This is a genomic window from Modicisalibacter ilicicola DSM 19980 (assembly GCF_900128925.1).
GTDB classification, from domain to species: domain Bacteria; phylum Pseudomonadota; class Gammaproteobacteria; order Pseudomonadales; family Halomonadaceae; genus Modicisalibacter; species Modicisalibacter ilicicola.
This window is the reverse complement of sequence record NZ_FQUJ01000010.1, coordinates 63,672-88,465: the sequence shown is the minus strand read 5'-3', so window position 1 is coordinate 88,465 and position 24,794 is coordinate 63,672. Positions and strand designations below refer to the sequence as shown.

Annotated in this window: 28 protein-coding genes; 7 read left to right on the top strand and 21 right to left on the bottom strand. The window is 64.7% G+C overall.

All coding sequences use genetic code 11. The annotated features are described in order from the left end of the window. Positions 1 to 5: 5 nt before the first annotated feature. The 6 genes from BUA41_RS12140 to BUA41_RS12115 are packed head-to-tail and all read right to left on the bottom strand — an operon-like array spanning position 6 to position 6,491. Positions 6 to 1,274, bottom strand: a complete 1,269-nt coding sequence (locus BUA41_RS12140) for a Zn-dependent hydrolase (RefSeq protein ID WP_072823202.1) — start codon at positions 1,272 to 1,274, stop codon at positions 6 to 8. After that, complete coding sequence (locus tag BUA41_RS12135; RefSeq protein ID WP_072823200.1) at positions 1,271 to 2,998, bottom strand: thiamine pyrophosphate-binding protein; 1,728 nt, start codon at positions 2,996 to 2,998, stop codon at positions 1,271 to 1,273. Before BUA41_RS12135 ends, BUA41_RS12140 begins: the two co-directional genes overlap by 4 nt. A gap of 27 nt (positions 2,999 to 3,025) precedes the next feature. Then, complete coding sequence (locus BUA41_RS12130) at positions 3,026 to 3,751, bottom strand: aldolase/citrate lyase family protein (protein WP_072823198.1); 726 nt, start codon at positions 3,749 to 3,751, stop codon at positions 3,026 to 3,028. A 3-nt stretch (positions 3,752 to 3,754) separates the two neighbouring features. Continuing rightward, positions 3,755 to 5,041: a TRAP transporter large permease gene (locus BUA41_RS12125; protein WP_072823196.1), complete on the bottom strand. Its 1,287-nt coding sequence runs from the start codon at positions 5,039 to 5,041 to the stop codon at positions 3,755 to 3,757. Further along, positions 5,038 to 5,511 (bottom strand): TRAP transporter small permease, encoded by a 474-nt coding sequence (locus tag BUA41_RS12120; RefSeq protein WP_072823194.1) that lies wholly within the window; start codon positions 5,509 to 5,511, stop codon positions 5,038 to 5,040. The genes BUA41_RS12125 and BUA41_RS12120 overlap by 4 nt, the downstream gene beginning before the upstream one ends. A 5-nt stretch (positions 5,512 to 5,516) precedes the next feature. After that, a complete protein-coding gene (locus BUA41_RS12115) occupies positions 5,517 to 6,491 on the bottom strand; it encodes a TRAP transporter substrate-binding protein (protein ID WP_072823192.1) in 975 nt (324 codons plus the stop codon). Between the two features lie 234 nt (positions 6,492 to 6,725). On the opposite strand from BUA41_RS12115, the gene BUA41_RS12110 reads away from it, so the two are divergent. Both BUA41_RS12110 and BUA41_RS12105 read left to right on the top strand, forming a co-directional pair. Then, a complete protein-coding gene (locus BUA41_RS12110; RefSeq protein ID WP_217652815.1) occupies positions 6,726 to 6,998 on the top strand; it encodes a hypothetical protein in 273 nt (90 codons plus the stop codon). A gap of 26 nt (positions 6,999 to 7,024) precedes the next feature. Further along, entirely contained in the window at positions 7,025 to 7,795 is a 771-nt protein-coding gene (locus tag BUA41_RS12105; RefSeq protein ID WP_245791910.1) for a ribonuclease T2 family protein, read from the top strand. 1 nt (position 7,796) lies between these two features. Here BUA41_RS12105 and BUA41_RS12100 read toward each other — a convergent pair whose 3' ends face one another. Next, on the bottom strand, positions 7,797 to 8,708 hold the full coding sequence (locus BUA41_RS12100) for a nuclease-related domain-containing protein (protein WP_072823188.1): 912 nt from the start codon (positions 8,706 to 8,708) through the stop codon (positions 7,797 to 7,799). Positions 8,709 to 8,932: 224 nt separating this feature from the next. On the opposite strand from BUA41_RS12100, the gene BUA41_RS12095 reads away from it, so the two are divergent. Together BUA41_RS12095 and BUA41_RS12090 are read left to right on the top strand one after the other, a co-directional pair. Next, positions 8,933 to 9,769 carry an NAD-dependent protein deacetylase gene (locus BUA41_RS12095; RefSeq protein ID WP_072823186.1) on the top strand — a complete coding sequence of 279 codons (837 nt, stop codon included), beginning with the start codon at positions 8,933 to 8,935 and terminating at the stop codon, positions 9,767 to 9,769. A gap of 117 nt (positions 9,770 to 9,886) precedes the next feature. Continuing rightward, positions 9,887 to 10,552: a hypothetical protein gene (locus BUA41_RS12090; protein WP_072823184.1), complete on the top strand. Its 666-nt coding sequence runs from the start codon at positions 9,887 to 9,889 to the stop codon at positions 10,550 to 10,552. Between the two features lie 175 nt (positions 10,553 to 10,727). Here BUA41_RS12090 and BUA41_RS12085 read toward each other — a convergent pair whose 3' ends face one another. From BUA41_RS12085 to BUA41_RS12055, 7 genes are all read right to left on the bottom strand, one after another. Then, positions 10,728 to 11,723, bottom strand: a complete 996-nt coding sequence (locus BUA41_RS12085) for an aldo/keto reductase (RefSeq protein WP_072823182.1) — start codon at positions 11,721 to 11,723, stop codon at positions 10,728 to 10,730. An 84-nt stretch (positions 11,724 to 11,807) separates the two neighbouring features. Continuing rightward, the gene (locus BUA41_RS12080; RefSeq protein ID WP_072823180.1) at positions 11,808 to 12,218 is read right to left on the bottom strand and encodes a YbaY family lipoprotein; all 411 of its coding nucleotides are present in this window, start codon (positions 12,216 to 12,218) and stop codon (positions 11,808 to 11,810) included. A 31-nt stretch (positions 12,219 to 12,249) separates the two neighbouring features. Continuing rightward, on the bottom strand, positions 12,250 to 12,624 hold the full coding sequence (locus BUA41_RS12075) for a translation initiation factor Sui1 (RefSeq protein ID WP_072823178.1): 375 nt from the start codon (positions 12,622 to 12,624) through the stop codon (positions 12,250 to 12,252). Positions 12,625 to 12,720: 96 nt separating this feature from the next. Beyond that, entirely contained in the window at positions 12,721 to 13,398 is a 678-nt protein-coding gene (locus BUA41_RS12070) for an HAD family hydrolase (protein ID WP_072823176.1), read from the bottom strand. A 235-nt stretch (positions 13,399 to 13,633) separates the two neighbouring features. Then, positions 13,634 to 14,152, bottom strand: a complete 519-nt coding sequence (locus BUA41_RS12065) for a COG4315 family predicted lipoprotein (RefSeq protein ID WP_072823174.1) — start codon at positions 14,150 to 14,152, stop codon at positions 13,634 to 13,636. Positions 14,153 to 14,300: 148 nt separating this feature from the next. Continuing rightward, entirely contained in the window at positions 14,301 to 14,654 is a 354-nt protein-coding gene (locus BUA41_RS12060) for a hypothetical protein (RefSeq protein ID WP_072823172.1), read from the bottom strand. A 201-nt stretch (positions 14,655 to 14,855) separates the two neighbouring features. Next, complete coding sequence (locus BUA41_RS12055) at positions 14,856 to 16,235, bottom strand: NAD-dependent succinate-semialdehyde dehydrogenase (RefSeq protein ID WP_072823170.1); 1,380 nt, start codon at positions 16,233 to 16,235, stop codon at positions 14,856 to 14,858. Between the two features lie 182 nt (positions 16,236 to 16,417). On the opposite strand from BUA41_RS12055, the gene BUA41_RS12050 reads away from it, so the two are divergent. Continuing rightward, positions 16,418 to 16,705, top strand: coding sequence for a DUF4235 domain-containing protein (locus BUA41_RS12050; protein WP_072823168.1), 288 nt, complete (start codon positions 16,418 to 16,420; stop codon positions 16,703 to 16,705). Between the two features lie 32 nt (positions 16,706 to 16,737). On the opposite strand, the gene BUA41_RS12045 is transcribed toward BUA41_RS12050, so the two are convergent. Then, positions 16,738 to 17,607: a DMT family transporter gene (locus BUA41_RS12045; protein ID WP_072823166.1), complete on the bottom strand. Its 870-nt coding sequence runs from the start codon at positions 17,605 to 17,607 to the stop codon at positions 16,738 to 16,740. A gap of 109 nt (positions 17,608 to 17,716) precedes the next feature. Here BUA41_RS12045 and BUA41_RS12040 point away from each other — a divergent pair, with 109 nt between their 5' ends. Next, positions 17,717 to 18,139, top strand: a complete 423-nt coding sequence (locus BUA41_RS12040) for a YkvA family protein (protein WP_072823164.1) — start codon at positions 17,717 to 17,719, stop codon at positions 18,137 to 18,139. A 67-nt stretch (positions 18,140 to 18,206) separates the two neighbouring features. Here BUA41_RS12040 and fba read toward each other — a convergent pair whose 3' ends face one another. The 4 genes from fba to BUA41_RS12020 form a co-directional block, all read right to left on the bottom strand. Further along, complete coding sequence (gene fba / locus BUA41_RS12035; RefSeq protein WP_072823162.1) at positions 18,207 to 19,271, bottom strand: class II fructose-bisphosphate aldolase; 1,065 nt, start codon at positions 19,269 to 19,271, stop codon at positions 18,207 to 18,209. Between the two features lie 63 nt (positions 19,272 to 19,334). Then, the gene (locus BUA41_RS12030) at positions 19,335 to 20,501 is read right to left on the bottom strand and encodes a phosphoglycerate kinase (protein WP_072823160.1); all 1,167 of its coding nucleotides are present in this window, start codon (positions 20,499 to 20,501) and stop codon (positions 19,335 to 19,337) included. A gap of 69 nt (positions 20,502 to 20,570) precedes the next feature. Beyond that, positions 20,571 to 21,590 carry a type I glyceraldehyde-3-phosphate dehydrogenase gene (locus BUA41_RS12025; protein WP_072823158.1) on the bottom strand — a complete coding sequence of 340 codons (1,020 nt, stop codon included), beginning with the start codon at positions 21,588 to 21,590 and terminating at the stop codon, positions 20,571 to 20,573. A 143-nt stretch (positions 21,591 to 21,733) separates the two neighbouring features. After that, complete coding sequence (locus BUA41_RS12020) at positions 21,734 to 22,711, bottom strand: MDR family oxidoreductase (RefSeq protein WP_072823156.1); 978 nt, start codon at positions 22,709 to 22,711, stop codon at positions 21,734 to 21,736. 135 nt (positions 22,712 to 22,846) lie between these two features. On the opposite strand from BUA41_RS12020, the gene BUA41_RS12015 reads away from it, so the two are divergent. Further along, positions 22,847 to 23,218, top strand: coding sequence for a diacylglycerol kinase (locus BUA41_RS12015; protein WP_072823154.1), 372 nt, complete (start codon positions 22,847 to 22,849; stop codon positions 23,216 to 23,218). Here the strand turns inward: BUA41_RS12015 and BUA41_RS12010 are convergent. Together BUA41_RS12010 and BUA41_RS12005 are read right to left on the bottom strand one after the other, a co-directional pair. Then, on the bottom strand, positions 23,215 to 23,814 hold the full coding sequence (locus BUA41_RS12010) for a nucleotidyltransferase family protein (protein WP_072823349.1): 600 nt from the start codon (positions 23,812 to 23,814) through the stop codon (positions 23,215 to 23,217). The genes BUA41_RS12015 and BUA41_RS12010 overlap by 4 nt on opposite strands. Continuing rightward, positions 23,804 to 24,787 carry an XdhC family protein gene (locus BUA41_RS12005; protein ID WP_072823152.1) on the bottom strand — a complete coding sequence of 328 codons (984 nt, stop codon included), beginning with the start codon at positions 24,785 to 24,787 and terminating at the stop codon, positions 23,804 to 23,806. The genes BUA41_RS12010 and BUA41_RS12005 overlap by 11 nt, the downstream gene beginning before the upstream one ends. Positions 24,788 to 24,794 lie beyond the last annotated feature (7 nt).

Genomic DNA, 24,794 nt, shown 5'->3' with positions numbered 1-24,794 from the left:
TGCTCCTATTCGCTCGTCTGGGCATCGACAACGCCCGACTTGCCCAGCATGGCATGCAGCAGCACATTGGCCCCTGCCTCGAGATCCTCGGGCTTGGCGTACTCGCTCTCGTTGTGGCTGATGCCATCCTCGCAGGGCACGAAGATCATCGCCGTGGGCGCCACCCGGCTGACGAACACCGCATCGTGTCCCGCCCCGGTTTCGATATCGCGATAGGGGATCTCGAGCGCCCGGCTACTGCTGCGCACCAGGTCCACCAATTCCTTGTCGAAGGGGGTGGGAGGGACTTGCTGCACGTCGCGCAGTTCGACCGTCACCTTGCCGGGTTCATCGTGTCGGACACAGACATCGCGCAGCGCCTGCTCCATCTGGTCGAGAACCTCTGGCTCGAGATGACGAATATCCACGCTGAATCGCACCTGGCCGGGAATGACGTTGCGCGAATTGGGGTAGAGGTCGAATTCGCCGCAGGTTACCCGTCCATTCGGCTGGTAAGGATCGGCCAGCTCGAGTATCTCGCCGAGCAGTGCCGCGCTGTGCTTCAGGGCGTCGCGGCGATAGGGCATGGGCGTGGGGCCGGCATGCGCTTCCTGGCCGGTCACCACCACATCGAACCAGCGCAGGCCCAGCGAGCCGGTTACGGCGCCGACCTGAAGCCCTTCGGCCTCGAGCACGGGGCCCTGTTCGATATGCGCCTCGAAGTAGGCGCCGAATTCCTGTTCGCCGACCGGCAGGTCGCCGGCGTAGCCGATACGCTCGAGAGACGCGGCCACCGTGTCGCCCTGGCGGTCCTTGGCGGCCAGGGCGTCCTCCAGGGCAATGATGCCGGTATAGACACCGGAGCCCATCATCACCGGCACGAAACGACAACCCTCCTCGTTGGTCCAGATCACCACCTCCAATGGGGCTTCGGTGGTAATCTGGTGGTCAGCGAGCACACGCATGACCTCGAGGCCAGCGAGGACGCCGTAGCAGCCATCGAAACGACCGCCGGTGGGTTGGGTGTCGAGATGGCTGCCGGTGACCACCGGCGGCAGGTCGTCGCGTCGCCCCTCGCGGCGGGCGAAGATGTTGCCGATTTGATCGACCTGGAGCGTCAGCCCGGCATCGCGTAGCCAGCCGGTCACTAGCTCGCGGCCCTGGCGGTCTTCCTCGGTCAGGGCGAGGCGACAGTTGCCGCCCTTGGGAGTGGCGCCGAGCTTGGCCAGGTCCATCAACGATTGCCAGAGACGCTGACCATCGATGCGCAGTGCTGATGTCGGGGAATTGGTCATGGTGTGGCTCCCTTTGTCGATTGGGTGTAGTGGCGATCGAGGGCTGCCTCGCGGATCGCGCTGAGACGCTGACCTGGCGCGATGCCGTCGGCGTCGTAGCGCAGTTCGATGAGCGCCGGCAGGCGTTCTTGTTCGGCGAAGGCCAGGGCCCGGCGGAAGGCGTCCTCGAAGGCGTCGTCGTCATCGACGATCTCGCCGTGACCGCCGTAGGCCTGGATAAGCGTAGCGAATTCCGGGTTGGTGAAGGTCAGGGCGATTTCCCGGCCGGGGAAATCGGTTTCCTGATGGGCGCGAATGGTGCCCCACATGCCGTTGTTGAACACCAGCACCACGATGCCGAGGCGATACTGCAGCGCCACGCCCAGCTCCTGCAGGTTCATCTGGAAGCAGCCATCGCCGGCATAGCAGATCGCCGGTCGCTCGGGCTGCTCGAGCTTGCTCGAGATCGCCGCCGGCAGGCCGTAGCCCATCGACCCGACGGTGGGGGCCAGCGACGTGCCCAGCCCCCCGAAGCGCACATAGCGATGAGGATAGAGCGCATAGTTGCCCGCCCCCACGCTGATGCAGCCGCGGCCATCGAGGACGCGATCCACGGTGTGGCTGACCTTGTCGAGGCTCAGCCTTCCCGGGGCCTGCTGCGGCACCAGGGTGTCGAGATAGACGTGGCGCGCGGCCTGGGTGGTGGCCGCCCAGCGCGGCGATTGGCGTGGCACCAGGGTCTCCAGGCCCGTCGCGAAGCCGACCACGTCGGCATTAATGGCCAGGCTCGGTTGATAGACGCGACCGAGCTCCTCGGGATCAGGATAGACGTGAATCAGCGCCTGGCGGGGCACCGGCGATGCGATCCAACTATAGCCTTCGCTGGTGGCCTCGCCGATGCGTGTGCCGATGGCAATCAATAAATCGCAGGCTTCGAGCTGCTCGCGCAGGGCAGTGTGCATGGCATTGCCCACATGGCCGACATACTGCTCCCGACGTGGATCGAAGCATTCCAGGCGACGCCAGGCCACGCCGACCGGCAGCGCGAAGCGCTCGGCGAACGCTGCTACTGCCTGCTGCGCCTCTTGGGTCCAGCCGCTGCCGCCGACCAGCAGGAAGGGGCGTTCGGCAGCTTCCAGACGCTCTTGCAGCGCCGCGAGTTGCGATTGACTGGGGTAGGCGTGTACCCGTGGGCGCGGTTCGACATCGGCGACCTGTGCCTCGCCCCACAGGGTGTCTTCCGGCAGGGCCAGCACCACCGGGCCGGGCCGGCCATTCCTGGCTACGGCATAAGCCCGGGCAATGTATTCGGGAATCCGCGCGGTGTCGTCGATCTGCGCGACCCACTTGGTCATCTGGCCGAACATGCGCCGGTAATCGATCTCCTGGAAGGCTTCGCGCTCGATGAAATCGTTTCCCACCTGGCCGATGAACAGGATCATGGGTGTTGAATCCTGATAGGCGGTATGCACGGCGATCGAGGCGTTGGTGGCGCCGGGCCCGCGGGTGACGAAGCACACCCCGGGCTCATTGGTCAGCTTGCCGTAGGCTTCGGCCATGTAGCCGGCACCGCTCTCCTGGCGACAGACGATGGGCTCGATGGCATCGCGATGCTCGTTCAGGGCATCGATGCAGGGCAGATAGCTCTCCCCGGGCACCAGGAAGACGCGGCGGGTGCCGTGGCGGCGCAACTGGTCGATCAGGATCTGACCGCCATTGCGCAGAGGTGGCGTGGTGTGGGTCATGGTGATTTTCTCTTTATGAAGCATGGCTCATTCGGCCTGGGGCGGCGCCGATAGGGCAGCATGCAGAAACGGAATCTGAACGGGATCGACCACGCAGCGCGCGCGAAAGCCCTGGCGCATCGCCCAAGCCTGATCGTCGGCGAAGCCATCGGACATTGGCCAGGGGCCGTCGATGGCGAGCACCTCGGCCTGGCGACAGACTTCAAGGAAGCGTCGGCGATAAGGGCGCAGCATAAGCGGGGCCTCGTCCGGGGATAGTTCGAGATCGCCGGCAAGATCGCCGGTGCCGATCAGCGCGGCGTTGAGGCGTGGTGCACAAAGCAGCGCCGCGGCGTTATCGATCGCGATACGACTCTCCAGCGTCGGCACGATGCCCACCTGCCCCGGCGACAGACTGTGGCGATGTTCGGCATCGTCTAAGGTCAGGGCCAGGTCGATTAGTGCTTGGGAACTTTCCACCTGAGGTAGAAAGATCGCGCTCGGAGCGCCTTTGATCAGAGCCTCGAGCTCTGCCGCACCATCTCGATCCAGTCGGTTGATCCGTACCATGGGCAGGCGGCCCTGGCGGCGGCAACGCGCGGCGAAGGCAGCAAAGGCTTGACAGGCGCTATCCCGCTCCGCCGCGGGAGTAAACTCCTCCAGATCGACGATGATGGCCTCGGCCGCCGAGGCCAGGGCCGCATCGAGACGCGCCGGATCGTGACCGGGCACGAACAGCCAGCTGCGCGGGATCGCTTGCTCGTGGGGTAACATGGCTTAGCCGTCCATCAGGTTGGGCAGGAAGAGCACCAGCTCGGGCACGAAGGTGATCAGCATCAGCACCGCGAACATGGCGCCGAGCATCAACACGAGAGGGCGCAACGACTCCATGACGCTGATCCCGGCGATGCGGCAGGCCGCCATCAGGTCCACCCCCAGCGGCGGAGTATTGGCGCCGATGGCCAGGTTGACGGTCAGCAGCACGCCGAAATGCACCGGGTCGATGTCGTACTGGCTGAGCAGCGGCATGACGATCGGCGTGACGATGATGATGATGGCGATGCTTTCCATGAAGGAGCCGAGCACCAGCAGCACCGCCGTGAGCAGCAGCAGGACGCTGTAACGGCTATCGGTGAACTCGCCGATCAGCGCGGCGATCGCCTGGGGCACCTGTTCGTAGGTCAGCCCCCAGGCGAACAGCCCCGCGGCCCCGATGATCAACAGGATGGCACCGCTGGTCTCGGCGGTGGCGATCAGGCTGTCGACGATCTCACGAAGCCCCAGGCTGCGATACACCAGAGTGCCGACCAGCAGCGCATAGAGGATCGCCGAGGCGGCGGCTTCGGTGGGGGTGAACACGCCGAAGCGGATGCCGCCGATGATCAGCACCGGCACCAGTAGCGCGGGCAGGGCGCCGATGAAGGCACGCCGACGCTCGCCGGGCTCGGCGGCCTTGCCACCGGCCCAGCCGTGCTTGCGCGACACGTAGAGCGCCACACCGACCAGCGCAGCAGTCAGCAGCATGCCGGGAACGACGCCGCCCATGAACAGCTTGCCTACCGAGGTGTTGGAGGTGGTGCCGTAGACGATCATCACGATGCTGGGAGGGATCACCGTGCCGATCGAACTGGCGGTGCCGACCAGGGCACTGCTGAAGCCCTTGTGGTAGCCATTGTTATGCATTGCCGGCAACAGCATGCTGCCGATGGCGATGACGTCGGCCACCCCGGAGCCGGAGAGTGCGCCGAACATCATGCAGGCGAGCACCGCCACCACCGCCAGACCGCCGCGAATGTCGCCGACCAGTGCCATGCACAGACGCACCAGGCGTTGGGTCAGCCCGGCGCGATTCATCAGTTGGGCGGCCATCACGAACAGTGGGATGGCCAGCAGGGTAAAGCTTTCCATGCCGGCCACGAACTGCTGGGCCGAGACCATCATCGGCGCGGCGCCGAAGACCAGCAGATAGGTCAGGGCGGCAAGAATCAGGCCGAAGGCAATGGGGATATCGACGAGGATGGCCAGCGCGAAGACGCCGATCAGGGTCAGGGCACCTAGGGTCATGGTGTGTCTCCACGGGCCAACAGGTGCTCGAGTTGCATCAATGTCATGCCTAGGCAGCTGATCGGTACCGCCAGATAGACGATGCCGGCGGGAATCTGCAAGGCGGTGGTAGTCTGTGACATGGTCAGCATCGCCAGGTCCCAGCCGGCCTTGGCCAGCAACAGCAGCATGAGCATTAGCAGCAGGTCGGTCACGCGACCTATCAGGCGGCGCGCTCGGGTAGAGCGCACCAGCAACGGCAACAGCCCGGCGTTGAGGTGGGAGCGGTTACGGGTGCAGACGATCGCCGCCAACAGGGTGGTCCAGACCAGGATCAGCTGGGGCAGCTCTTCGGCCCAGTGCGGCGGCTTGCCCATCACCCAGCGCATGAACACGCTATAGGCCACTAGCGCCGCGAGGCTGGCGGCGCCGGTAGCGGCCAGCGCCAGGCTGATCCGCGCGATGGTGTGGGTGAAAGAGGACAATGCCATGGCAATCACTCGCCCTGGCGATAGCGCTTGACCAGCCCCATAAGCTCGCTGCCGAAAACCGATTCATACTCCGTCCATACGCTCTGCACCTTCTCGTTGAAGGGCGCGGTATTGACCTCGTTGACCTGCATGCCTTCGGCCTCGAGCTTCTCGATCATGTTCTGATCGTCGGCCTGGGTCATCTCGCGCTGCTTGTCGCGCCAGGTGTTGGCCAACTCCTGTACCTTGGCCTGGTCGTCGTCCGAGAGGCGGTTCCAGGTGCTGTTCGACACGGTCAGGCAGGCCGGTGCCCAGACATGGCCGGTGAGAGAAGCGTAATCCTGCACCTCGTAGAAAGACGAGGAGTAGATGATCGACAGCGGGTTTTCCTGGGCATCGAAGACACCCTGCTGCAGCGCGGAGTAGAGCTCGCCGAAGGAGAGTGGGGCGGGGCTGGCGCCCAATGCGTTGAAGGTGTCGAGACGCATCTTGTCCGGGGTGACGCGAATCTTGAGCCCTTCAAGATCCTCGGGCGCCTCGATGGGGCCGCGGTTGTTGGTGACGTGGCGAAAGCCGTTCTCCCACCAGGCGAGGATCTTCATATTGTATTGCTCGGCCAGGGATTCCAGGCGATCGCCCAGCTCGCCGTCGTAGGCGGCGTAGGCGTTTTGACGATCGGCCCAGGAGTAGGGCAGCTCGACGATGCCGAACTTGGCATCCAGGGGCTGGAAGGAACCGCAGCCGATGATGCCCGCCGGTACGCTGCCGATCTGCATGCCCTCGACCATGGTCTTCTCGTTGCCCAGTTGGCCGCTGGGAAAGACCTGGAAATTGACGCGCTCATCGGTGGCTTCACGGACATCCTTGGCGAAACCTTCCGCCGCGACATGCCAGTTGTGGGTAGGCGCCAGGACGTGGCCAAGCTTGATGTCGAGGGCCTGGGCATTGCCCGCAAAGACGGCCAGCCCGACCAGGGCCGGGAGCGAAAACGTCGTCTTCATGTGTCGATACCTTTGCTTTGATCATTGTCGTTGTGGAAGGCGTCTTGGAGAGAAGACGCTGACCATCAGCGTCGACGACGGCGTTGTATTGCGCAATTTTCAATTTCTTATTGTTAGTATTTTTTTAATTTATTCAAAGCTGTTCTGATATACCCAAAATGGGCGATACTGCCTGTGCTTTCCTCGTGAAAAACTTATACATAGAAAGTGCCAGAACAACACAAGGGAACTCTCGTGAAGCCAAAACGCGCGTTTGACGTCATCGATAAGCCGACCTTCTTCGGCTCCCTGTTTCTTCTGTTGGCGGTCACCCTGCCGCTGATCATCTACCCGGAGCAGGGGGCGGTCTGGGTGTTGCTGGCCAAGGACTTCGTCACCAACAAGCTGGGGGTGCTCTACCTGATGCCGGGGGCGGTGGGCTTCATGACCTGCATCATCTTCAGCGATATCGGCATATCAAACTGGGCGACGCAGTCATCCATCGCGCCTCTAGAGAGTCAACGGTGAAGCCGGCCCGGAGGGCCATGAAGGCCATGTCGATCAAACGGCTCCTCGGTGGCGTGTTGATGACGCTTGCGCTGGTGTCGAACGAACCAGCGCTGGCAGGCGCCACGCTCGAGGCGGAGGGCTTCGATCACTATGTGCTGGCGCTGACCTGGCAGCCAGGCTTCTGTGAGACGACTTCTCGGCCGCTCGCGGAGTGCCGCGACGCCGAGGTACAGGAAAGTGCCGAGCAGGGTTTCGTGCTGCATGGCCTGTGGCCCTCGTTGCCGCAGCGCCTGGCCGACGAGGGCATCACCCCTAGGCGCTGGCGTGCCGAGGGGTGTTTTCTCGAGCAGCCGCGTGCCGGGGGCAGCTTCTGCCGTGCCCATGCGCCCTTCGGTTTCTCCGAGCCCTTGGCCGGGGAGCTGGATGAGGCCATGCCCGGGCGCGCCAGTTGCCTGGATCGCTATCAGTACGCCAAGCACGCGGCCTGCCTGGAGTTGCCTGCCGACGACTACTTCGCCATGGCCGTGGAACTGCTGGAGACGGTCAATGCCAGCGCCTTCGTGGATTTCGTGATGATCCATCGCGGCGGCGAGCTAGACCGCAATGCCTTGATCGAGACCTTCGAGGCAGTCTTCGGTCAGGGGACGGGCCGGGCGTTGAACCTGAAGTGTGCCGGGCGCGGCAACCGCGTGCTGACCGAAGTGCGCATCGGTATCGATGCCCGGCGGCTGGCGGACTTCCCCGCGGCGCGGAGTCTCGTGCCGCTGCACCGTGGGCGCTGTGCGCCGCGCGTCAGGCTCGTCACGACGCCATGAGTCAGACGGAAGGTCGTTGCAGGCGACGAGCATCCTGAGAGGCCGCGCGCGCCGTCAGGGCCCGGGTGATCTTGTCGTGGGTCGCTCGGTCGAGATCGCCAAGGGAGGTGTCGATGAGCAGTTGGGCGAGCCCCTCACCATCGACCACGAGGGGGTCGTCGAAAGGATGCTCCTGCTCGATGTCCCAGTCCGGCAAGACGAGCACGCCACGCACCGGGGCTTCCACGCTATGATGCCGGTTCAACCACTGGCGCAGCCAGGTCGTCGCTTGGCGGGTCTTGCGCAGTGGCAGTCGTTCGCTCCAGCCCGGGAATCGCAGCCGCTCACGCTCCACCACCACCGTGCGCCTGGGGGCCCCGGTGGCATCCAGGGGGTGGGTGCGGGCGCGGGTTTCGACGACGAAGAGGCCGTGCGGGGTGACGACGACATGGTCGATGGTGAAGGTGTCGCTGGGCACGTCGTGAAACACGAAGTAAGGGTGGGATTCGGGGCGAATGAGGCGCTCCAGTTCCTGGCCCACCGCCAGCTCGCAGGCCAGACCGAGCTTGATGCGACGAATCCGCTGATAGTCGAGCATCAGCAGGAAGCAGAACAGCAGAACCAGCAGCGTGGAGAGCAGGCCGTAGATGGCCCATTCCACCCAGTTCTGATGCGGCGCGAACAGCATGCGGCCCATGCCGTAGACCAGCGGGGTCAGCACGACGATGGGCCCCAGGGCGCCGTTGAGAAACAGGCTGGAAAAGGCCCGATCGAGTCTGTCCCGCAGGGCCTGACCGGGTTCGCGCAGGGGATGGGCGTCGAAGGGCGACCGGACCCGGGCATCGTGCAGGTTGCGCAGTGCCAGAACGACCACGGCGGTGGCCCCGAGAGGGGTCAGAAAAATCAGCGGTAACAGATATTCCAGCCAGGCCATCGCTGATTTCCTCGTCCTTGGTGGTTCATGAAATGCTTATCTTAGCCAAGCCCATCGACAAGAACCATGCGTCGACGTTTCAGGGATGGTTCGCGTAGGCCATGTTATCGCCAATGGTACGACTGGCCATCATACTCAATGGGCAGCCATACTTTCTTCGTCGTGAATCAACGCAGGTAGCCAGCGCCATGCTCTCGCTTCAGGAAACGCCTGGTGTGCCACCGTTGCAGGCTTCGGCAACGGCGGACGTCCAGGCTCTGCATGAATTCGTTCTGCGCCACCCGCGGCTGGTGGTGCTGACCGGCGCCGGGGTGAGCACCGATTGCGGCATCCCCGACTACCGTAACGAGCGGGGCGAATGGAAACGTTCGCCGCCGGTGCAGCATCATGCCTTCATGAATAGCCTGGCCACGCGTCAGCGCTACTGGGCGCGTAGCCTGCTTGGCTTCAAGGCCATCGAGAACGCTCGGCCCGGTCCGGCCCATCGCGCGCTGGCACATCTCGAGGCTCGCGGGTACGTGTCCACGGTGATCACCCAGAATGTCGACGGCTTGCATCAGCATGCCGGCTCCCGTCGGGTCATCGACCTGCATGGCCGCGCCGAGATGGTGCGCTGCATGGCCTGCGGCGCCCAACGCATGCGTCATCACCTGCATCATGAACTCGCCGCCCGCAACACCGGCTGGTGCGCCCTCGAGGCGCCGGTGGGGCCGGACGGCGACGCCGACCTCGATGGGCTGGACTTTTCCCGGTTCGAGGTGCTCGATTGCACTCGCTGTGGCGACGGTCTGCTCAAGCCGGACGTGGTGTTCTTTGGAGACAATGTGCCGCCCGAGCGGGTCGAGGCTGCCTTCGCCGCCTTGGCAGAGGCCGATGCCCTGCTGGTGGTCGGATCGTCGCTGATGGTCTATTCGGGCTATCGCTTCGCACGACGCGCGGCCCTGGAGGGCAAGCCCATCGCTTGCCTCAATCGCGGCCGCACCCGGGCCGACGACCTCTACTCCCTCAAGGTGGAGGCCGCGGTGGGAGAGACCCTGATGGCACTCGCTGACGGGCTATGAGATAGAGAAGGGCATGGCAAAGATGTGACTAAAGATTTCCCGATCATGGTCGTTATCGCCTTGTAGCCGGTCGTATCGAGCCGGCCATCACGATGACGAACGAGACACGGGGAACCCATGCGCACATTGCACACCTTCATGCTGGCCGGGGCCTTGACGGCCCTCGCCTTGCCTGCTGCAGCCGCCAGTGGCCACTGGTCGGTCGGCGCCGAGGTCGGGACTACCGGCTATGGCGGCAGCCTCAGCTACCGCTTTCACGACAATCTGGCACTGACCGCAGGCTACAGCGGTTTTACCTACGACGACATCGAGTACGAGACGGACGACGCCGACTACGACGGCGACGTCGACATGGATGTCTATGGCCTGACGCTGGATTACTTCCCCTTTGGCGGACGTTTCTTCCTTTCCGCCGGTGCCGTGAAGCCGGATATCGCCGCGCTGGTGATCGGGCGTCCGAAAGACGGCCAGAGCTACGAATACAACGGCAACACCTATACCGCCGAAGAAGTCGGCACCCTGCGCGGCGACGTGACCCTGGGTGATTCCATTCAGCCCTACCTGGGTCTGGGCTGGCGCGGCAGTCACAAGAGTGGACTTGGCGTGTTCGCCAAGCTGGGCGCCTTCCTGACCGATGCCGAGGTCAACCTCGAGGCTAGCGGCGCCGCCAGTGACCCCCAGCTGCGCGAGGACATCCAGCAGGAAGAGGACGACCTGCAGGATGACGTCGATGAATTCGGTGTCTATCCAGTAGCCGTGCTGGGGCTCGAATATACCTTTTGAACGACGTCTGCTGCCCCGGCATTCGGCCGGCTATTGCGACTGAATGCCGGGGCCTTTCATTCGGTCCATCGCACTTTTCCGTGAATGGCTGTTGGGTGTAGGAGATTTATCGGGCGAACGCCGCGTTGCGGCGTCACGCGAATCTGCGATGAACCTCTCATTCCTCGCGCCTGGGTTAGTCGTCCCGGCTGGGGGGCGCCATGAATTCGGGGCCTACCGGGTCCTTGACGTGTTCGTCGACGATGCGCTCGATCTCGTCGAGGTCGTCGCTACTAAGCTGCCAGCCGTCGATGCGTTCGATGGGCTCCACCTGATCGGGGCGCCGCGCACCCCATAGCGCGATGCCGTTATCATGGCGATCCAGCAGGGCGCGCACCGCCAGTTCCAGCACCTGCTTGCCGTGACGCTCCTGGGCGAAACGTTCCAGGGCATCGACGGCGCTCAGGTACTGGTTGAAGCGCGGCGACTGGAACTTGGGGTCGTTGTTGCGCAGGTCATCGCCCTCGAACTGCGAATCGGCGCGCATCTTGCCCGTCAGCAGGCCACGACACAGGGCGCCGTAGGTCAGCATGACCAGGCCTTCACGCTCGGCGTAGGGGATGATGTCGCGCTCGGCCTCGCGCTCGAACAGGTTCAGGGGCGGCTGCACGCTGTGCAAGGGCGCGACCTCGCGAAAGGTGTCGCACTGCTCGGGGGAAAAGTTGCTGACGCCGACGGCGCGGATCTTGCCATCCCGGTAGAGGCGCTCCATGGCGCGGGCGGTTTCCTCCATGGGGACCGTGGGATCGGGCCAGTGCACCTGATAGAGATCGATGACATCGGTGCGCAGGCGGCGCAACGAGTCCTCCACCTCCTTCTCGATGCGCGCCGCGCTGGCGTTGCGCACCACGCTCTCGTCCGCTTTCCATTCCATCGCCACCTTGGTGGCGAGCACCAGCTTGTCGCGCTGACCGTACTCTGCCACGGCACGACCGACGACTTCCTCGGAATGGCCGAAGCCGTAGACCGGCGCGGTATCGATCAGCGTGACACCACGCTCCAGGGCGGCGTGAATGGTACGAACAGCCTGGGCGTCGTCGGTGCCGCCCCACATCCAGCCACCGATGGCCCAGGTGCCCAGGCCGATGCGCGAGGCGGTGATGCCCGTCCCGGGGATATCGAGAGTTTGCATCCTGCACTCCGTTGTCAGATGAACGTACATAGCGTGGTAGCAGATGGACATTCTGACAAGCCAGGGAGCAGGGTGGGGTAGCCTTCAGCGCTCCACGCGTTCGATGGGCACGCGCACATCGCCACGGGGCGCCTTGCCGGTGAGCACCGGCACCTCTTCCGCGTTGCGGTGGGTGAGGGTCTTGTTGGCACGAATCGCGGCACGCAGCACATAGACCCGATCATCGTCGATGGCCTTGGCGTCGTAGCGCAGCATCACCGGAATGGGCCCTCGTCCCAGCCGTGTATAAGTGCTTTCGGCGATCACATCGGAACCGCGGGTCACATCTTCAAGACGCACCGTGAGTTCGGCATTGGGCGGCAGGTCCAGCGGTTCGGCGGGCACCACCAGGGCATCGAGATTGGCGAAGCGCGGGCCGGTGACGCAGGCGCTGAGCACCAGCAGGCAGCCCGTCATGAAAGACAGGCGCAGGGTCGTACGAGCCTTCCGGATCATGCAGGGCTCCTTGAAGACGAGTGAGGATGAGTCAGCCACCGGCCAGCTTGACGTTGTAGCCCTGGGCTTCCAAGGCGCTCTTGAGCGTCTGACGATGATCGCCCTGGATCTCGATGACATCGTCCTTGACCGCGCCTCCGGTACCGCAACGCTTCTTGAGCTCCTTGGCCAGGGCCTTGAGTTCGGTCTTGGCGAGGGGGACGCCGCTGATGGTGGTGACGCCCTTGCCCTTGCGGCCGCTGGTCTCGCGGCGAATGCGCACCACGCCATCCAGGGCGGCCAGGCGTTCGGCCTCGGCGCGCTCGGCGCATTCGCATTCGGCCAGGGGCTTGCGGCAGTCGGGGCAGGTGTCGCCATGTTCGGTGGAATAGACGAGGCCGCGGAGCTGGTCCTGAAGGGACGCCATGGCACCTCCTGACGAGTGAGCGTCGGGTCATGATACCCGACGCGGCATGGCGCGGGTACCGCCTGGTGCGGCCGGATGGAGCCCCCGGCGACCGTCTTACAGGGCGAGGGCTTCCTGATGGCTCAGTCGGCTTACCACGGTGGGCAACTGGTGCATGTTGCTGATCGTGATGGCGCCTTGCGGGGTCGTTTCCACGTCCGGAAAACGATTGAGGTGCACCACGGGGATGCCGGCGGCAAGCGCTGAACGAACGCCGACGATGGAGTCGTCGATGACCAGGCACTGCCGTGCCTTGAACCCCATGCTGTGGGCGGCGTGCAGGTAGAGCCCAGGATCGGGCTTCCAGCAGTTGGCAGTATAGGCACTGAACAGGTGGTTGCCGAAGTAGTCGCTCAGGCCGGTAGCGGTCAGGCAGGTGCGAATCTTGGACTCGGGGCCGTTGGAGACCACGGCGCAGGGGTAGTCCGAGAGGGCGACAAGGGCTTCGAGGACGCCAGGCAGGCGCGTGAGTTCGTGCACGAGGCGGTCGGCCAGTCGGGCGCGCATGCCGGCTTCGGTTTCCTTCAGCGAGGTCGCGTCGATCCGGCCATGGCGCTTTTGCAGTTCGGCGACGATGTTTCGAAAGCGAGCGCCGCGAAACTCGCCGATGTAGTCTTCCGCCGTGAAGGGGAGGCCGATGGCGGCGAGGCTGGTCGCCATTTCAGCGGCCAGCAAGGGCTCGCTGTCTACCAACGTTCCATCACAGTCGAAGAGCAGGCAAAGTGGCCGTGACATCGGGAAACCTCTTGGAGTCGCAAGCTTACATAAGCATTGTTACTGTTATCGGCCGGTTACGCCCAGTGATTGAGGCTAATTTTCATACTTTTTGAACAGTGTTTTCGAACAGTGTAGCGAAATTGTCTGGAGCTGTCTCTTCATAATAAAAGATGAGTGGCGGCTCACCCCCGAGGCCGGGCGGCGAGCGAGTCGTCCAGGAACTGCTTCGGGGCGGCGTTCCAGCGATGCTGGTTCATTGGTTGTCCTGGTTCTCGCCGTCGGCTTCGGTGCGACCGCCCTGATGGATCATCTGCCCCTCGGGAGAAACGAGATACCATTCGGCGCCCAGGTGCTGCACATCCTGGCCCAGGGCATCGCCGGGCTGCTTGTCGCCGTTGAAGTAGTAGAGGGGCCAGCCGGCGTAGGTAACCTGTTTCGTGCCACCGTCCCGTTCTATCGTGCCGAGCTTGGACGCGTCGATGCCCTCGCCGGCCTCGGGCGACTCGTCGGTGACGTAGGGTGGCCAGGCGTTGGCACAGGCATCGGTACAGGTACTGATGCCGCTACCCGGCTCGTCCTGTTCGAACAGGTACAGGCTATGGCCTTCCCTGTCGGTGACATAACGGCCATAGGGTTCCTGTTCACTGATCATCGGCGCGGCGTTCCGGGTGGCGCTCTGAGCGCTGGCGCTAGCCGCGATGGACAGCAGTAATGCCGCGGTGATACCGGGTGCCAGGTAGCGCCGCGAGGCAGGGCGTGGCGATGACATCATGTTGCGCTCCTTTTCCTTGGGCATGATGTAACTGTAGATAGCACCGGGCCGCCCTGACAAATGACCAACCGGAAAGGGAGTTGCGGGATCGCCGAGCGAATTGCCGAGCAACACGGGTGAACCGTTCGCTCGGACATTCAAGGAAGGCCTACCGGGACAGTCGGCGGGAATTGGCGGTAGTGCGGCGGTGGAAGGGCTGCAGCGTACGCCTGCTGGTGACCCACCAGGGGGCATGCTGGCCCGTGAACATGCCGAACATGGCCTTGTTCATTTCCATGGCCACTTCCAGGCTCGCATCGAGCTTCTCGGTCACCATGCGCTGGTTTTCCTTCATCATCCTGGCGCTGGTGGGCACTTGGGTGTACCAGAGGTTGTTGCGCATGGCGATGGTAGAAAGCGAGCTGGTCCAGAGTTCGAAGGCCATCACGCCGACCTTCCAGACGTCGAACATGGCGGCGGGGGTAAAGGGCACGAGGGTCGTGATATGGGGGGATCGTGTCATGGGAGTGTACCGGGTTGGGGGAAGGGGGCCGTCTTCGTCGGGTACGGCTTGAATCAAGGAATAGACTATAGTTTGCTGCGCCGCAATATACCAGGGCGACCGCTATGCAGCGATCCTCGGTGGTCGCCATTCTCGATGCTCCGTCGGCCGAAAGCAGCCGCAGGCCCCCGCGACATCTGCACGGCGGCCTGCGGCGGAAGGTTACTCGGCGATGAAGACGGTGCGCACGTTCATGAACTCACCGAAGCCGTACTCGCTCTGCTCGCGACCGTAGCCGCTCTTCTTGACGCCCCCGAAGGGCAACTGGGCGAAGGGCGTGGTCGGACGGTTGACGAAGCTCATGCCCACGTTCAATCGACGTGCGACCTGTTCGGCGCGCTTCACATCCTGGCCGACCACGGTGCCTCCCAGCCCGTATTCGCTGTGGTTGGCGAACTCGATGGCGTGTTCCACGTCGCGAGCGACGATCACCGAGGCGACCGGCCCGAACAGTTCCTCGTCGAAGGCCGGATTGCCCGGGGCGACATTGGTCAGCACCGTCGGCGCATACCAGGCACCGGGCCTGTCGAGGATCTCGCCGCCGGTCTCGATCTGGGCGCCCTGTTTCACCGCACGCTGAACCTGATCGTGCAGGTCATCGCGTAGGTCCTTGCGCGACATGGGACCGATATCGGTGTTCTCGTCCATGGGATCGCCGATGCGCAGCTTCTGGACCTGGTCGATCAGCTTCTCGGTGAAGCGCCTGGCGATCGGCTCGAGCACGATCAGGCGCTTGGAGGCCGCACAGCTCTGGCCGGTGTTGTCGAACCGGCCGTCGATCGCCAGCTCCACCGCCTTGTCGATGTCCGCATCGTCGAGCACGATGAGGGGGTCGATACCGCCGAGCTCCAGCACGCTGGGCTTGATCTCCTCGCCGGCGGTCTTGGCCACGGCCTTGCCAGCCGCGTCGCTTCCGGTGAGGGTGACGCCGCAGACGATCGGATCGCGTATGATGCCATCGATCTCGCTGGATGAGACCGGCAACCAGGTGAAGGTGCCCTCCTCGAAGCCTGCATCGTGGAAGAGGCGCGTGATCAGCTTGGCACTCCCGGGCACGTTGGAGGCATGCTTGAGCAGGCAGGCATTGCCGCCCGCCAGGTTGGGCGCCGCGAAGCGTACCACCTGATAGAGCGGGTAGTTCCAGGGCATGACCCCCAGCACCGCGCCCATCGGATCCCGCACGATCTCGGCCTTCTGCGCGCCGGGCACTTCCTTCGTCTTGGGTGTCATGAACTCTTCGGCATGATCGGCATAGAAGCGCACGATGGCCGACGAGATCTTGGTCTCGGCAATGACCTGACTGAAGGGCTTGCCCATCTCGTGGCAGATGATCTCGCCGATTTCCGCCTGTCGTTCGTCGATCAGGTCGGCGAGGGCATGAAGCTTCCGGGCACGCTCGGCGACCGGTAATTCGCGAAGTTCCGCGTAGCCTCGGCGCGTCTGGTCGAGCTTCTCCGCGATGCCCGCGGCATCGAGCATCTCGTGCTCACCCAGCACTTTGTCGTTGGCGGGGTTGGTGGCAATCAATGTCTTGCGGCTCATGTCATCCTCCTTGACGCTGTTTCGGAGAGATAGCGGTTGAAAGATATCCCTCTTTGGCTGCATGCCTTGGACAGTGGAGACGAGATTCGTTCGATTCAAGGGCAGAGTCTGGTCGCCACGGGGATAGGATGATAGAACGAATTGCAAGAATCACCACGGTTGTCGCAAGGACGGGAGGCAGCATGAAACGCGAAACGCTCTGGTCATTGATCAGTACCGGCATGGCGATCACCGCCGGGGTAGCGGCGCGCAACGGAGCGCGCAAGGCCTACGAACGCAAGATCGGCAAGCCACCCCTGGATCCCTACGATCCCGATGTGCGGTGGCGCCATGCCCTGTTGTGGGGAGCCTCTACCGGCATCATGGTCGGGGTGGCACGCATCGTCGGTCGCCGGGCGGGCAGCGAAGCGGTACGCCGCGCGCGCAGCCGCCATCGCACGCGCAAAGTACTCGAACGACGGGTGCGCTGAGTCCTCCCGGCATCGTTTCCGCGCGATGCCTTTCAAATTCGGCGAGTGCTCAACAGCGTGACGGGGATGAGGATCAGCACCATTCCCGCCAATTGCAGCAGGCTGAGCGTCTCGCCGAGAATCACTACCCCCATGAGGGCGGCCGTGATCGGCTCGATCATGGCAATGACCGAGGCCACGGGGGGTGAGGTGGTGCGCAAGCCGATGAAATACACGGGAAACGCGATTCCTGCTCCGAACAGGCCGGTCAGGATGAACCAGACCACATCGGAGGAGAGACTCGCCGCGACCAACCGCGGATAGTCGAGGAAGGGCAGGAGCAGCAGCGTGAAGGACAGCAAGCTGATGCTCAATATGGTTTGCGGGCGACCACCGCGTGCGGCGGCATGCTTGAAGACGAAGATGAACAGCGCATAGCAGAGCCCCGACAGCAGCCCGGCCGTCACCCCTAGCAGGGTGATGGTGGAGGTGGCGCTATTGAGCACATCGGTCAACAGCACGATACCGAGCATCGTGACGCCGATGGCCAGCCACTTGGGGATCGTCGAACGCTCGACGCCGGTAAGGAAGGCTGCCAGGTAGACATAGACAGGCGCCAGGTACATGAGCGTCGCCGCGACGGCCACGCCCACTTCCGAGATGCTGATGAGATAGAAGGTCAGGTTGCCGGTGACGCCCAGCCCGCCAAGGATCGACCACAAGATCAGGTGGCTGTCGATCTTCAGGTTCTGGCGCGGCTGCCACATCAGCCAGACCAGCACAAAGAGAAAGCCGGTGGCACCGCGGTAGAACACGGTGATCAGCGGCCCCCAGCCCCTGTCGATCAGCAAGCCCCCCAGGCCCCCCGATACACCCCACAAGAAGGCACCCAGCACGACCAGGCACGGCCCTAACCAGTACATGACTCCTCCTTGAGTCCAGCGGACATACGTCCCTTGTTGATGGCCTATGCTAGTGTGGGTGATGATTGAATCACTGACTAGGCCTGTTCGAGCCAGCCGTGAGACGCCTATGGAAACGAAACGACTGACGCATGATGCCAGAGAGCGGGAGCGTGCACTTCCGGTACCCCTCGAAGAGCCGGCGGGGCAATGCGCGAGCCGGGGCGACGAGGCACACTATTCCGACGAAGCCTTCTGGGACAAGGCGACCCGCTACGCCCGCAAGGCCGGAAGAATGACTCTCGCGCCGGGCCTGAAGCTCTACTACTCGGCCCAGGACCCGGACACCCCGGTGTGGGCGAAAACCACGATCTACGGCGCCCTGGGCTATTTCATCTTTCCATTGGATACCATTCCCGATGTGACGCCTCTGGCCGGTTACACCGACGATGTCTCGGTGCTGGTCGGCGCGCTCGCCGTGGTAGCCGCGCACGTCAAGGACGAGCACGTCGCCAAGGCGCGGGCGACCTTGACGCGCTGGTTCGGGGAATAGAACAGCTCCGCCTACCTTGTCACCATGGGTCAGTCGCTAGGTGGTGGTCGTCGCCAGGCGACGCCGATCAGTTGACCCGTGGATCCAGTTCCCCCCGGGCGTAGCGCTCGAACATCGCCTCCAGCGTGATCGGCTTGATCCGGCTGGCATTGCCGGCGGTGCCGAAGGCCTCGAAGCGATCGATGCAGACGTCGCGCATGGCGGTGACGGTTTCCTTGAGAAACTTGCGCGGGTCGAATTCGGCCGGGTGATGGGCCAGAAAGCGCCGCACGGCGCCGGTGGAAGCCAGGCGCAGGTCGGTGTCGATGTTGACCTTGCGTACCCCGTGCCGGATGCCCTCGACGATCTCCTCGACCGGGACGCCGTAGGTCTCGGGAATTTGGCCGCCGAATTCGTTGATGATCTCGAGCCACTCCTGGGGCACCGACGAGGAGCCGTGCATCACCAGGTGGGTGTTGGGGATGCGTTCGTGGATCTGCCTGATGCGCGAGATCGACAGGGTGTCGCCGGTGGGCGGCTTGGTGAACTTGTAGGCACCGTGGCTGGTGCCGATGGCGATGGCCAGGGCATCGACGTGGGTCTTGGCGACGAAGTCGGCGGCCTCTTCCGGGTCGGTCAGCAACTGCTCGTGGGAGAGCTTGCCCTCGGCGCCGATGCCGTCTTCCTCGCCGGCCTGGCCGGTTTCCAGGCTGCCCAGGCAGCCCAGCTCACCCTCGACGGAGACGCCGCAGGCGTGCGCCATCTCGACGGCGCGTCGGGTGACCTCGACGTTGTAGGCGTAGCTGCTCGGGGTCTTGCCATCCTCCTCCAGGGAGCCGTCCATCATCACCGAGGAGAAGCCGAGCTGGATGGAACGCTGGCAGACCCCGGGGCTGGTGCCGTGGTCCTGGTGCATGACCACCGGGATGTGCGGGAACTCCTCGATCGCGGCGAGGATCAGGTGGCGCAGGAAGGGGGCGCCGGCGTACTGGCGAGCGCCGGCGGACGCCTGGACGATGACCGGCGAATCGGTGCGATCGGCGGCTTCCATGATGGCGCGCATCTGTTCGAGGTTGTTGACGTTGAAGGCGGGGATGCCATAGCCGTGTTCGGCGGCATGATCGAGAAGTTGACGCAGGCTGATGAGGGCCATGAATCCGGGTTTTCCTGAAAGTGAATGCCGGGCGGGCTGCCCGGCGGGGTTGATATGCCGGGGTTACCTGGTGGCGGCTTTCTGCAGTGCGGTCACGGCGGGAAGCGGCTTGCCTTCGACGTATTCGAGGAAGGCGCCGCCTCCGGTGGAGATGTAGGAGACCTGATCCTCGATGTCGTACTTGTCGATGGCGGCCAGGGTGTCGCCGCCCCCGGCGATGGAGAAGGCGCTGCTCGCGGCGATGGCCTTGGAGAGCGTCTCGGTGCCCTGGCCGAACTGGTCGATCTCGAACACCCCGACCGGACCGTTCCACAGGATGGTGCCGGCATCCTTGAGCAGGGCGGCGAAGCGCTCGGCGGTCACCGGGCCGATGTCCAGGATCATCTCGTCGTCGGCGATGTGGTCCACCCCCTTGACGGTGGCGTTGGCGGCCTCGGAAAACTCCGTGGCGACCACGACATCCGTGGGCAGCGGGATATCGACGCGCTCCATCAGCGTCAGTGCCTGATCGACCAGGTCGGCCTCGTAGAGGGACTTGCCGACCTTGTAGCCCGCGGCGGCGATGAAGGTGTTGGCGATGCCGCCGCCCACGATCAACTGATCGCACTTCTCGGAGAGGGCATTGAGCACCTCGAGCTTGGTCGAGACCTTGGAGCCGCCGACGATGGCGATCATCGGTCGTGCCGGCGTGGCCAGGGCCTTCTCCAGGGCCTCCAGCTCCTGGGCGAGCAGCGGTCCCGCGCAGGCCTGGGGGGCGAAGCGGGCCACGCCATGGGTCGAGGCCTGGGCACGATGGGCGGTGCCGAAGGCGTCCATCACGTAGACGTCGCAGAGCTGGGCGTAGGCGCGTGAGAGGGCCTCGTCGTCCTTCTTCTCGCCCGAGTTGAAGCGCACGTTCTCGAGCAGCACCACCTCGCCTTCGGCGACATCGACCTTGCCCTGCAGATAATCCTTCTCGAGCCATACCGGCGTGTCGAGCAACTCGCCGAGGCGGTCGGCCACCGGGGCCAGGGAGAACTCCTCGGCAGGTTCGCCTTCGGTGGGGCGGCCCAGGTGGCTCATCAGCATCAGCCGAGCGCCGGCCTCCAGTGCCGCCTGGATCGTGGGCAGGCAGGCCCGGATGCGGGCGTCACTGGTGACACGTCCCTGCTTGACCGGGACATTGAGGTCTTCGCGGATCAGGACACGCTTTCCGGCGAGGTCCAGGTCGGTCATCTTGCGCACGTTCATGTGGCACGTTCCTCTTCATGGTTGCTCGTCGTTGCAAACCGCTACCGCTCGGGGGCAAGAACCGGGACGTCAACGGGCATCGAGCCCGGCGATGCGCTCGGCGACATCGACCATGCGGTTGGCGAACCCCCATTCGTTGTCGAACCAGCTCAGCAGCTTCACCAGATGGCCGCCGGCCACCCGGGTCTGGGTGGCGTCCACGATACCCGAGCGCGGGTCGTGGTTGAAGTCGACCGAGGCCATGGGCTCCTCGGTGTAGCCGAGTCGGCCGGCCAGGCGTTGCTCGCTGGCCTCGCGCAGCAGGGCGTTGACGGCCGCGGCGGTGGTCGGGGTGCGTACGCAGATCGCCATGTCCATGGCCGAGACGTTGATCGTCGGCACGCGCACGTGCAGGCACTCGAAGCGTCCGGCGAGCCCCGGCATCAGGCGCTCGATGCCCCGGGCCAGGCCGGTATCGACGGGCACGATCGACTGCATGGCCGAACGGGTCAGGCGCAGGTCGGAGCGATGGTAGGCATCGATCACCGGCTGGTCGTTCATCGCCGAATGAATGGTCGTCGTCACCCCATGCTCGATGCCCAGCGCCTCGTCGAGCACGGTGAGAATGGGGATCAGGCAGTTGGTGGTGCAGGAGGCGGCGGAGACGATGTGCATCTCGCGGGTCAGCTCATGCTCGTTGATGCCACCCACCAGGGTGATGTCGACATCGGGTTCGGCGGGCTGGGAAAACAGCAGTCGCCGGGCACCGGCATCGAGATGGCGCTGCGCGGTGGCGCGATCCTTGAAGCTGCCGGAGCACTCCACCACCAGGTCGATGCCCAGCTCGTGCCAGGGCAGGCGCTCGGGGTCGGGCTCCGAGACGATGCTGATCGGGTGGCCGTCGACGATCAACTGGCCGTCCCGGGTCTCGACCCGTCCGGGAAAGCGGCCGTGGGTGGTGTCGTAGCGCGTCAGGTAGGCGATGGTGTCGAGATCGGACAGTTCGTTGATCGCCACGATCTGCAGATCCGCCGCCGGGCGCTCGATCAGGGCGCGCAGCACGCACTGGCCGATGCGACCGTAACCGTTGATGGCGATGCGAAGGGGCATGAGCGGTGGCCCGACGGGTCATGGGTGGAATGGGGCGCTATTTTAGCGCAAACCTCCTCAAAGTTACCAAGGGTAACCCCGTCGCAGTGCCCGAGTTGCCGCCGCCCGCGGGAGAGATCGACGAAACGGCGGCATGTTGGCCATCAATCCTGATGGGGGTTGATCAGCACCCGACCCCGTGTCTTGCCCTTGAGCATGGCCTCGGCCTGGGTGGCGGCCTGGCCGAGGCCGACCTCCTCGACATGCATCCGCGTGAACAGGTCCCGCGGCAGCGCAGCCAGACGCTGCCAGGCCGCCTGGCGTTGCTCGAAGGGCACCATCACGCTGTCCACTCCCAGCAACGCCACGCCACGCAGGATGAACGGCATCACCGTGGTGGGCAGATCGGTGCCGCCGGCCAGCCCCACGGCGGCGACCCGCCCCTGGTAGGTCATGCGTGCCAGCACGCTGGCCAGCACCTTGCCGCCCACCGTATCCACGGCGCCGTCCCAGAGGCCCTTTTCCAGGGGGCGAGTGTCGCCATCGAGTTCGCTGCGATCGACGATCTCGCTGGCCCCCAGCTCCTTCAGCCACGCATGCTGATCCGCCTTGCCGGTGACCGCGTGTACCTCGTAATCCAGTTGCGCCAGCATCTGCACCGCCCAGCTGCCCACGCCGCCGGTGGCCCCGGTGACCAGTACCTTGCTGCCGGCGGCCAGCCCGGCCTGCTCGAGGCGGATCACGCTGAGCATGGCGGTCAGGCCCGCCGTGCCCAGCAGCATGCTGTCGCGAGGCGACAAGGCTTCGGGGCAGGGGACCAGCCACTCGGCATCGACGTTCATGGTCTCGGCAAAGCCGCCCCAGTGGCGCTCGCCCACGCCCCAGCCGGTAAGGATCACCTTGTCGCCGGGGGCATACCGGTCGCTGTGGGATTCTCGCACGGTGCCGGCGAAATCGATCCCCGGCACGAAGGGGTAGTCGCGCACGATCTTGCCCTTGCCGGTCACCGCGAGGGCGTCCTTGTAGTTCAGGTCGGAATAGTCGATATCGACGCTGACCGAACGGTCGGGGAGCTGGTCGACACCGAGTTCCTCGACCTGGCTGCGCGGTTCCTGGTCTCTGAGCATCAGCACGCGGGGCATGGCGTTCTCCTGGAAGATCGATAGAGGGTCCCTACAGGCTAGACCGGTAGCACCCGCGCCGACAATGTCGGGGCCGAATTGAACAGCCGAATTGGATAGACTAGGCAGCCACGACAGGCTTTAGGGATCTGCAAGATGAAATCGAGCGAGACCGGCTGGCGCCATCTGGTGCATTCGACCCGTTATTCCTTCAAGGGTCTCAAGGCGGCTTTCCTGCATGAGGCGGCCTTTCGCCAGGAGCTGGTGGTCTGCCTGTTGCTGCTGCCCTTCGCCTGGTGGGTCGGCGAGACGTCGGTCGAATGGGCGCTGCTGATCGGCAGCTGCTTCCTGGTGCTGATCGTCGAGCTGCTCAACAGTGCCGTGGAAACCGCCATCGATCGCATTGGTCCCGAGCATCATGTGCTGTCCGGTCGGGCCAAGGACATCGGGTCGGCGGCGGTCATGCTGTCGCTGATCATGGCCGGGACGATCTGGGGTCTGTTGCTGTGGCAGAAGCTGGCAGCCTAGATGTCGAGGTCCGAGGGCACATCGACGTCGCGGTGAATGCCCGGGTCGCTTACCTCGACGACCTTCCAGCACGTGCCCCACTGCCTGAGCAGGTCACGGGCGCCCCGGTCGCCGTGCAAGCGGGCCAGGGTCGGCCAGAAGACGCGCCCGAAGAGTATGGGATGGCCGGTGCGCCCCTGATGACGGGGCAGCACGATGCGTTCGGATTGGGCCTGCGCGATCAGTCGTCGGCAGGTATCCGGCGACACCCAGGGCATGTCGCCTAGCATCACCGCGGCGGCCAGGGCTCGGGGGGCGTTGACACGCAATTCGGAAAAGGCGATACCCAGGCTGGTACCGAGCCCGATGTCGTCGCCTGGGGCGTGTAGTGCGTGGATGTCGCTGTCGATTCCCAGCTCGGTGGTATCATCCCGGTCGCCAACGACGACCCAGGTGTCGGCAAAGCTGCCCTTCGCCAGGGCCAGGGTGGCATGAAGCAGCGAGCGGCCGTCGGCCATCCTGGCGCGACGCTTGTCGGTGCCGAAGCGGCGTGACCGGCCGGCGGCCATGACCAGGGCGATCACCCGCCGGTCGTCACGCGTTGGCTCACAAGGCATCGCGTAGCTGCCCGCGATGAACACGCAGGATGTCGGCCATGACCGCCAGGGCGATCTCCGCCGGTGTCTTGCTGCCCAGGGCCAGGCCGACGGGCATGTGGATTCGCGCGATATCGGTCTCCTCCAGCCCGCCGGAGCGCCGCAGGCGCGCGGCGCGCTGTTCGGAGGTGCGCCTGGACCCCATCACGCCGATATAGAATGCCGGTGTACGCACGGCCTCGATCATCGCCAGGTCGTCGATGCGCGGGTCATGGGTCAGCGCCACCACGGCGGTGGCTGCATGGCAGCCTCCCGAGGCGATGAACAGCGAGGGCAGCACCGCCTGCACCTCGATTCCGGCCCCGCCCCCCGGCACCTCGAACGCCGCCCGTGCCTCGTCTCGCGGATCGCAGACGATCACCTCGAAACCCAGGGCACGGGCGAACTCGGCGCAGGCCGCCGAGACCGGCGAGATACCGGCGATGATCAGGCGCAGCGCCGGGCCGACACGCAGCCGCGCGCTCTCGGCGTCCCGCTCCACTCGCGGCCCCTGGGCTGGGCCTTCGACGAAGCTCGTCCGCCCATCGTCGAGCCGCACGCGGCGAATCAGCGACCGCTGCCCGAGCAGGGCGGCCTGCAGCACCTCGAGATGAATCAGGTTGGCATCGACGGGGGGCAATCGTTCGATCAGCACTTCGAGGATGCCGCCGCAAGGCAGCGTGACCTCGGGATGATCGATGCCCCCCTCGCCATAGCGAATCACCGAGACCGGCGTGTCGAAATCCCCCGCTTGCAGCCGTTCGAGAAAATCTTCCTCGACGCATCCGCCAGAGAGCGAGCCGACATGGCGACCATCCGCCCTGGCGACCAGCATCGAGCCAGGTTCCCGAGGCGACGAGCCGAAGGTCGCCAGTACCGTGCATAGCCAGACGGCCTCACCGGCATTGGCCCAGCGCAACGCGTGCTCGATCACTTGCAGGTCCAGATGTCGCATAAATCGC

Coding starts and splice junctions, on each gene's coding strand:
- BUA41_RS12140 (WP_072823202.1), bottom strand. CDS start 1,274: ATGACCAATTCCCCGACATCAGCACTGCGCATCGATGGTCAGCGTCTC.
- BUA41_RS12135 (WP_072823200.1), bottom strand. CDS start 2,998: ATGACCCACACCACGCCACCTCTGCGCAATGGCGGTCAGATCCTGATC.
- BUA41_RS12130 (WP_072823198.1), bottom strand. CDS start 3,751: ATGTTACCCCACGAGCAAGCGATCCCGCGCAGCTGGCTGTTCGTGCCC.
- BUA41_RS12125 (WP_072823196.1), bottom strand. CDS start 5,041: ATGACCCTAGGTGCCCTGACCCTGATCGGCGTCTTCGCGCTGGCCATC.
- BUA41_RS12120 (WP_072823194.1), bottom strand. CDS start 5,511: ATGGCATTGTCCTCTTTCACCCACACCATCGCGCGGATCAGCCTGGCG.
- BUA41_RS12115 (WP_072823192.1), bottom strand. CDS start 6,491: ATGAAGACGACGTTTTCGCTCCCGGCCCTGGTCGGGCTGGCCGTCTTT.
- BUA41_RS12105 (WP_245791910.1), top strand. CDS start 7,025: ATGTCGATCAAACGGCTCCTCGGTGGCGTGTTGATGACGCTTGCGCTG.
- BUA41_RS12100 (WP_072823188.1), bottom strand. CDS start 8,708: ATGGCCTGGCTGGAATATCTGTTACCGCTGATTTTTCTGACCCCTCTC.
- BUA41_RS12090 (WP_072823184.1), top strand. CDS start 9,887: ATGCGCACATTGCACACCTTCATGCTGGCCGGGGCCTTGACGGCCCTC.
- BUA41_RS12085 (WP_072823182.1), bottom strand. CDS start 11,723: ATGCAAACTCTCGATATCCCCGGGACGGGCATCACCGCCTCGCGCATC.
- BUA41_RS12080 (WP_072823180.1), bottom strand. CDS start 12,218: ATGATCCGGAAGGCTCGTACGACCCTGCGCCTGTCTTTCATGACGGGC.
- BUA41_RS12075 (WP_072823178.1), bottom strand. CDS start 12,624: ATGGCGTCCCTTCAGGACCAGCTCCGCGGCCTCGTCTATTCCACCGAA.
- BUA41_RS12070 (WP_072823176.1), bottom strand. CDS start 13,398: ATGTCACGGCCACTTTGCCTGCTCTTCGACTGTGATGGAACGTTGGTA.
- BUA41_RS12065 (WP_072823174.1), bottom strand. CDS start 14,152: ATGATGTCATCGCCACGCCCTGCCTCGCGGCGCTACCTGGCACCCGGT.
- BUA41_RS12060 (WP_072823172.1), bottom strand. CDS start 14,654: ATGACACGATCCCCCCATATCACGACCCTCGTGCCCTTTACCCCCGCC.
- BUA41_RS12055 (WP_072823170.1), bottom strand. CDS start 16,235: ATGAGCCGCAAGACATTGATTGCCACCAACCCCGCCAACGACAAAGTG.
- BUA41_RS12050 (WP_072823168.1), top strand. CDS start 16,418: ATGAAACGCGAAACGCTCTGGTCATTGATCAGTACCGGCATGGCGATC.
- BUA41_RS12045 (WP_072823166.1), bottom strand. CDS start 17,607: ATGTACTGGTTAGGGCCGTGCCTGGTCGTGCTGGGTGCCTTCTTGTGG.
- BUA41_RS12040 (WP_072823164.1), top strand. CDS start 17,717: ATGGAAACGAAACGACTGACGCATGATGCCAGAGAGCGGGAGCGTGCA.
- fba (WP_072823162.1), bottom strand. CDS start 19,271: ATGGCCCTCATCAGCCTGCGTCAACTTCTCGATCATGCCGCCGAACAC.
- BUA41_RS12030 (WP_072823160.1), bottom strand. CDS start 20,501: ATGAACGTGCGCAAGATGACCGACCTGGACCTCGCCGGAAAGCGTGTC.
- BUA41_RS12025 (WP_072823158.1), bottom strand. CDS start 21,590: ATGCCCCTTCGCATCGCCATCAACGGTTACGGTCGCATCGGCCAGTGC.
- BUA41_RS12020 (WP_072823156.1), bottom strand. CDS start 22,711: ATGCCCCGCGTGCTGATGCTCAGAGACCAGGAACCGCGCAGCCAGGTC.
- BUA41_RS12015 (WP_072823154.1), top strand. CDS start 22,847: ATGAAATCGAGCGAGACCGGCTGGCGCCATCTGGTGCATTCGACCCGT.
- BUA41_RS12010 (WP_072823349.1), bottom strand. CDS start 23,814: ATGCCTTGTGAGCCAACGCGTGACGACCGGCGGGTGATCGCCCTGGTC.
- BUA41_RS12005 (WP_072823152.1), bottom strand. CDS start 24,787: ATGCGACATCTGGACCTGCAAGTGATCGAGCACGCGTTGCGCTGGGCC.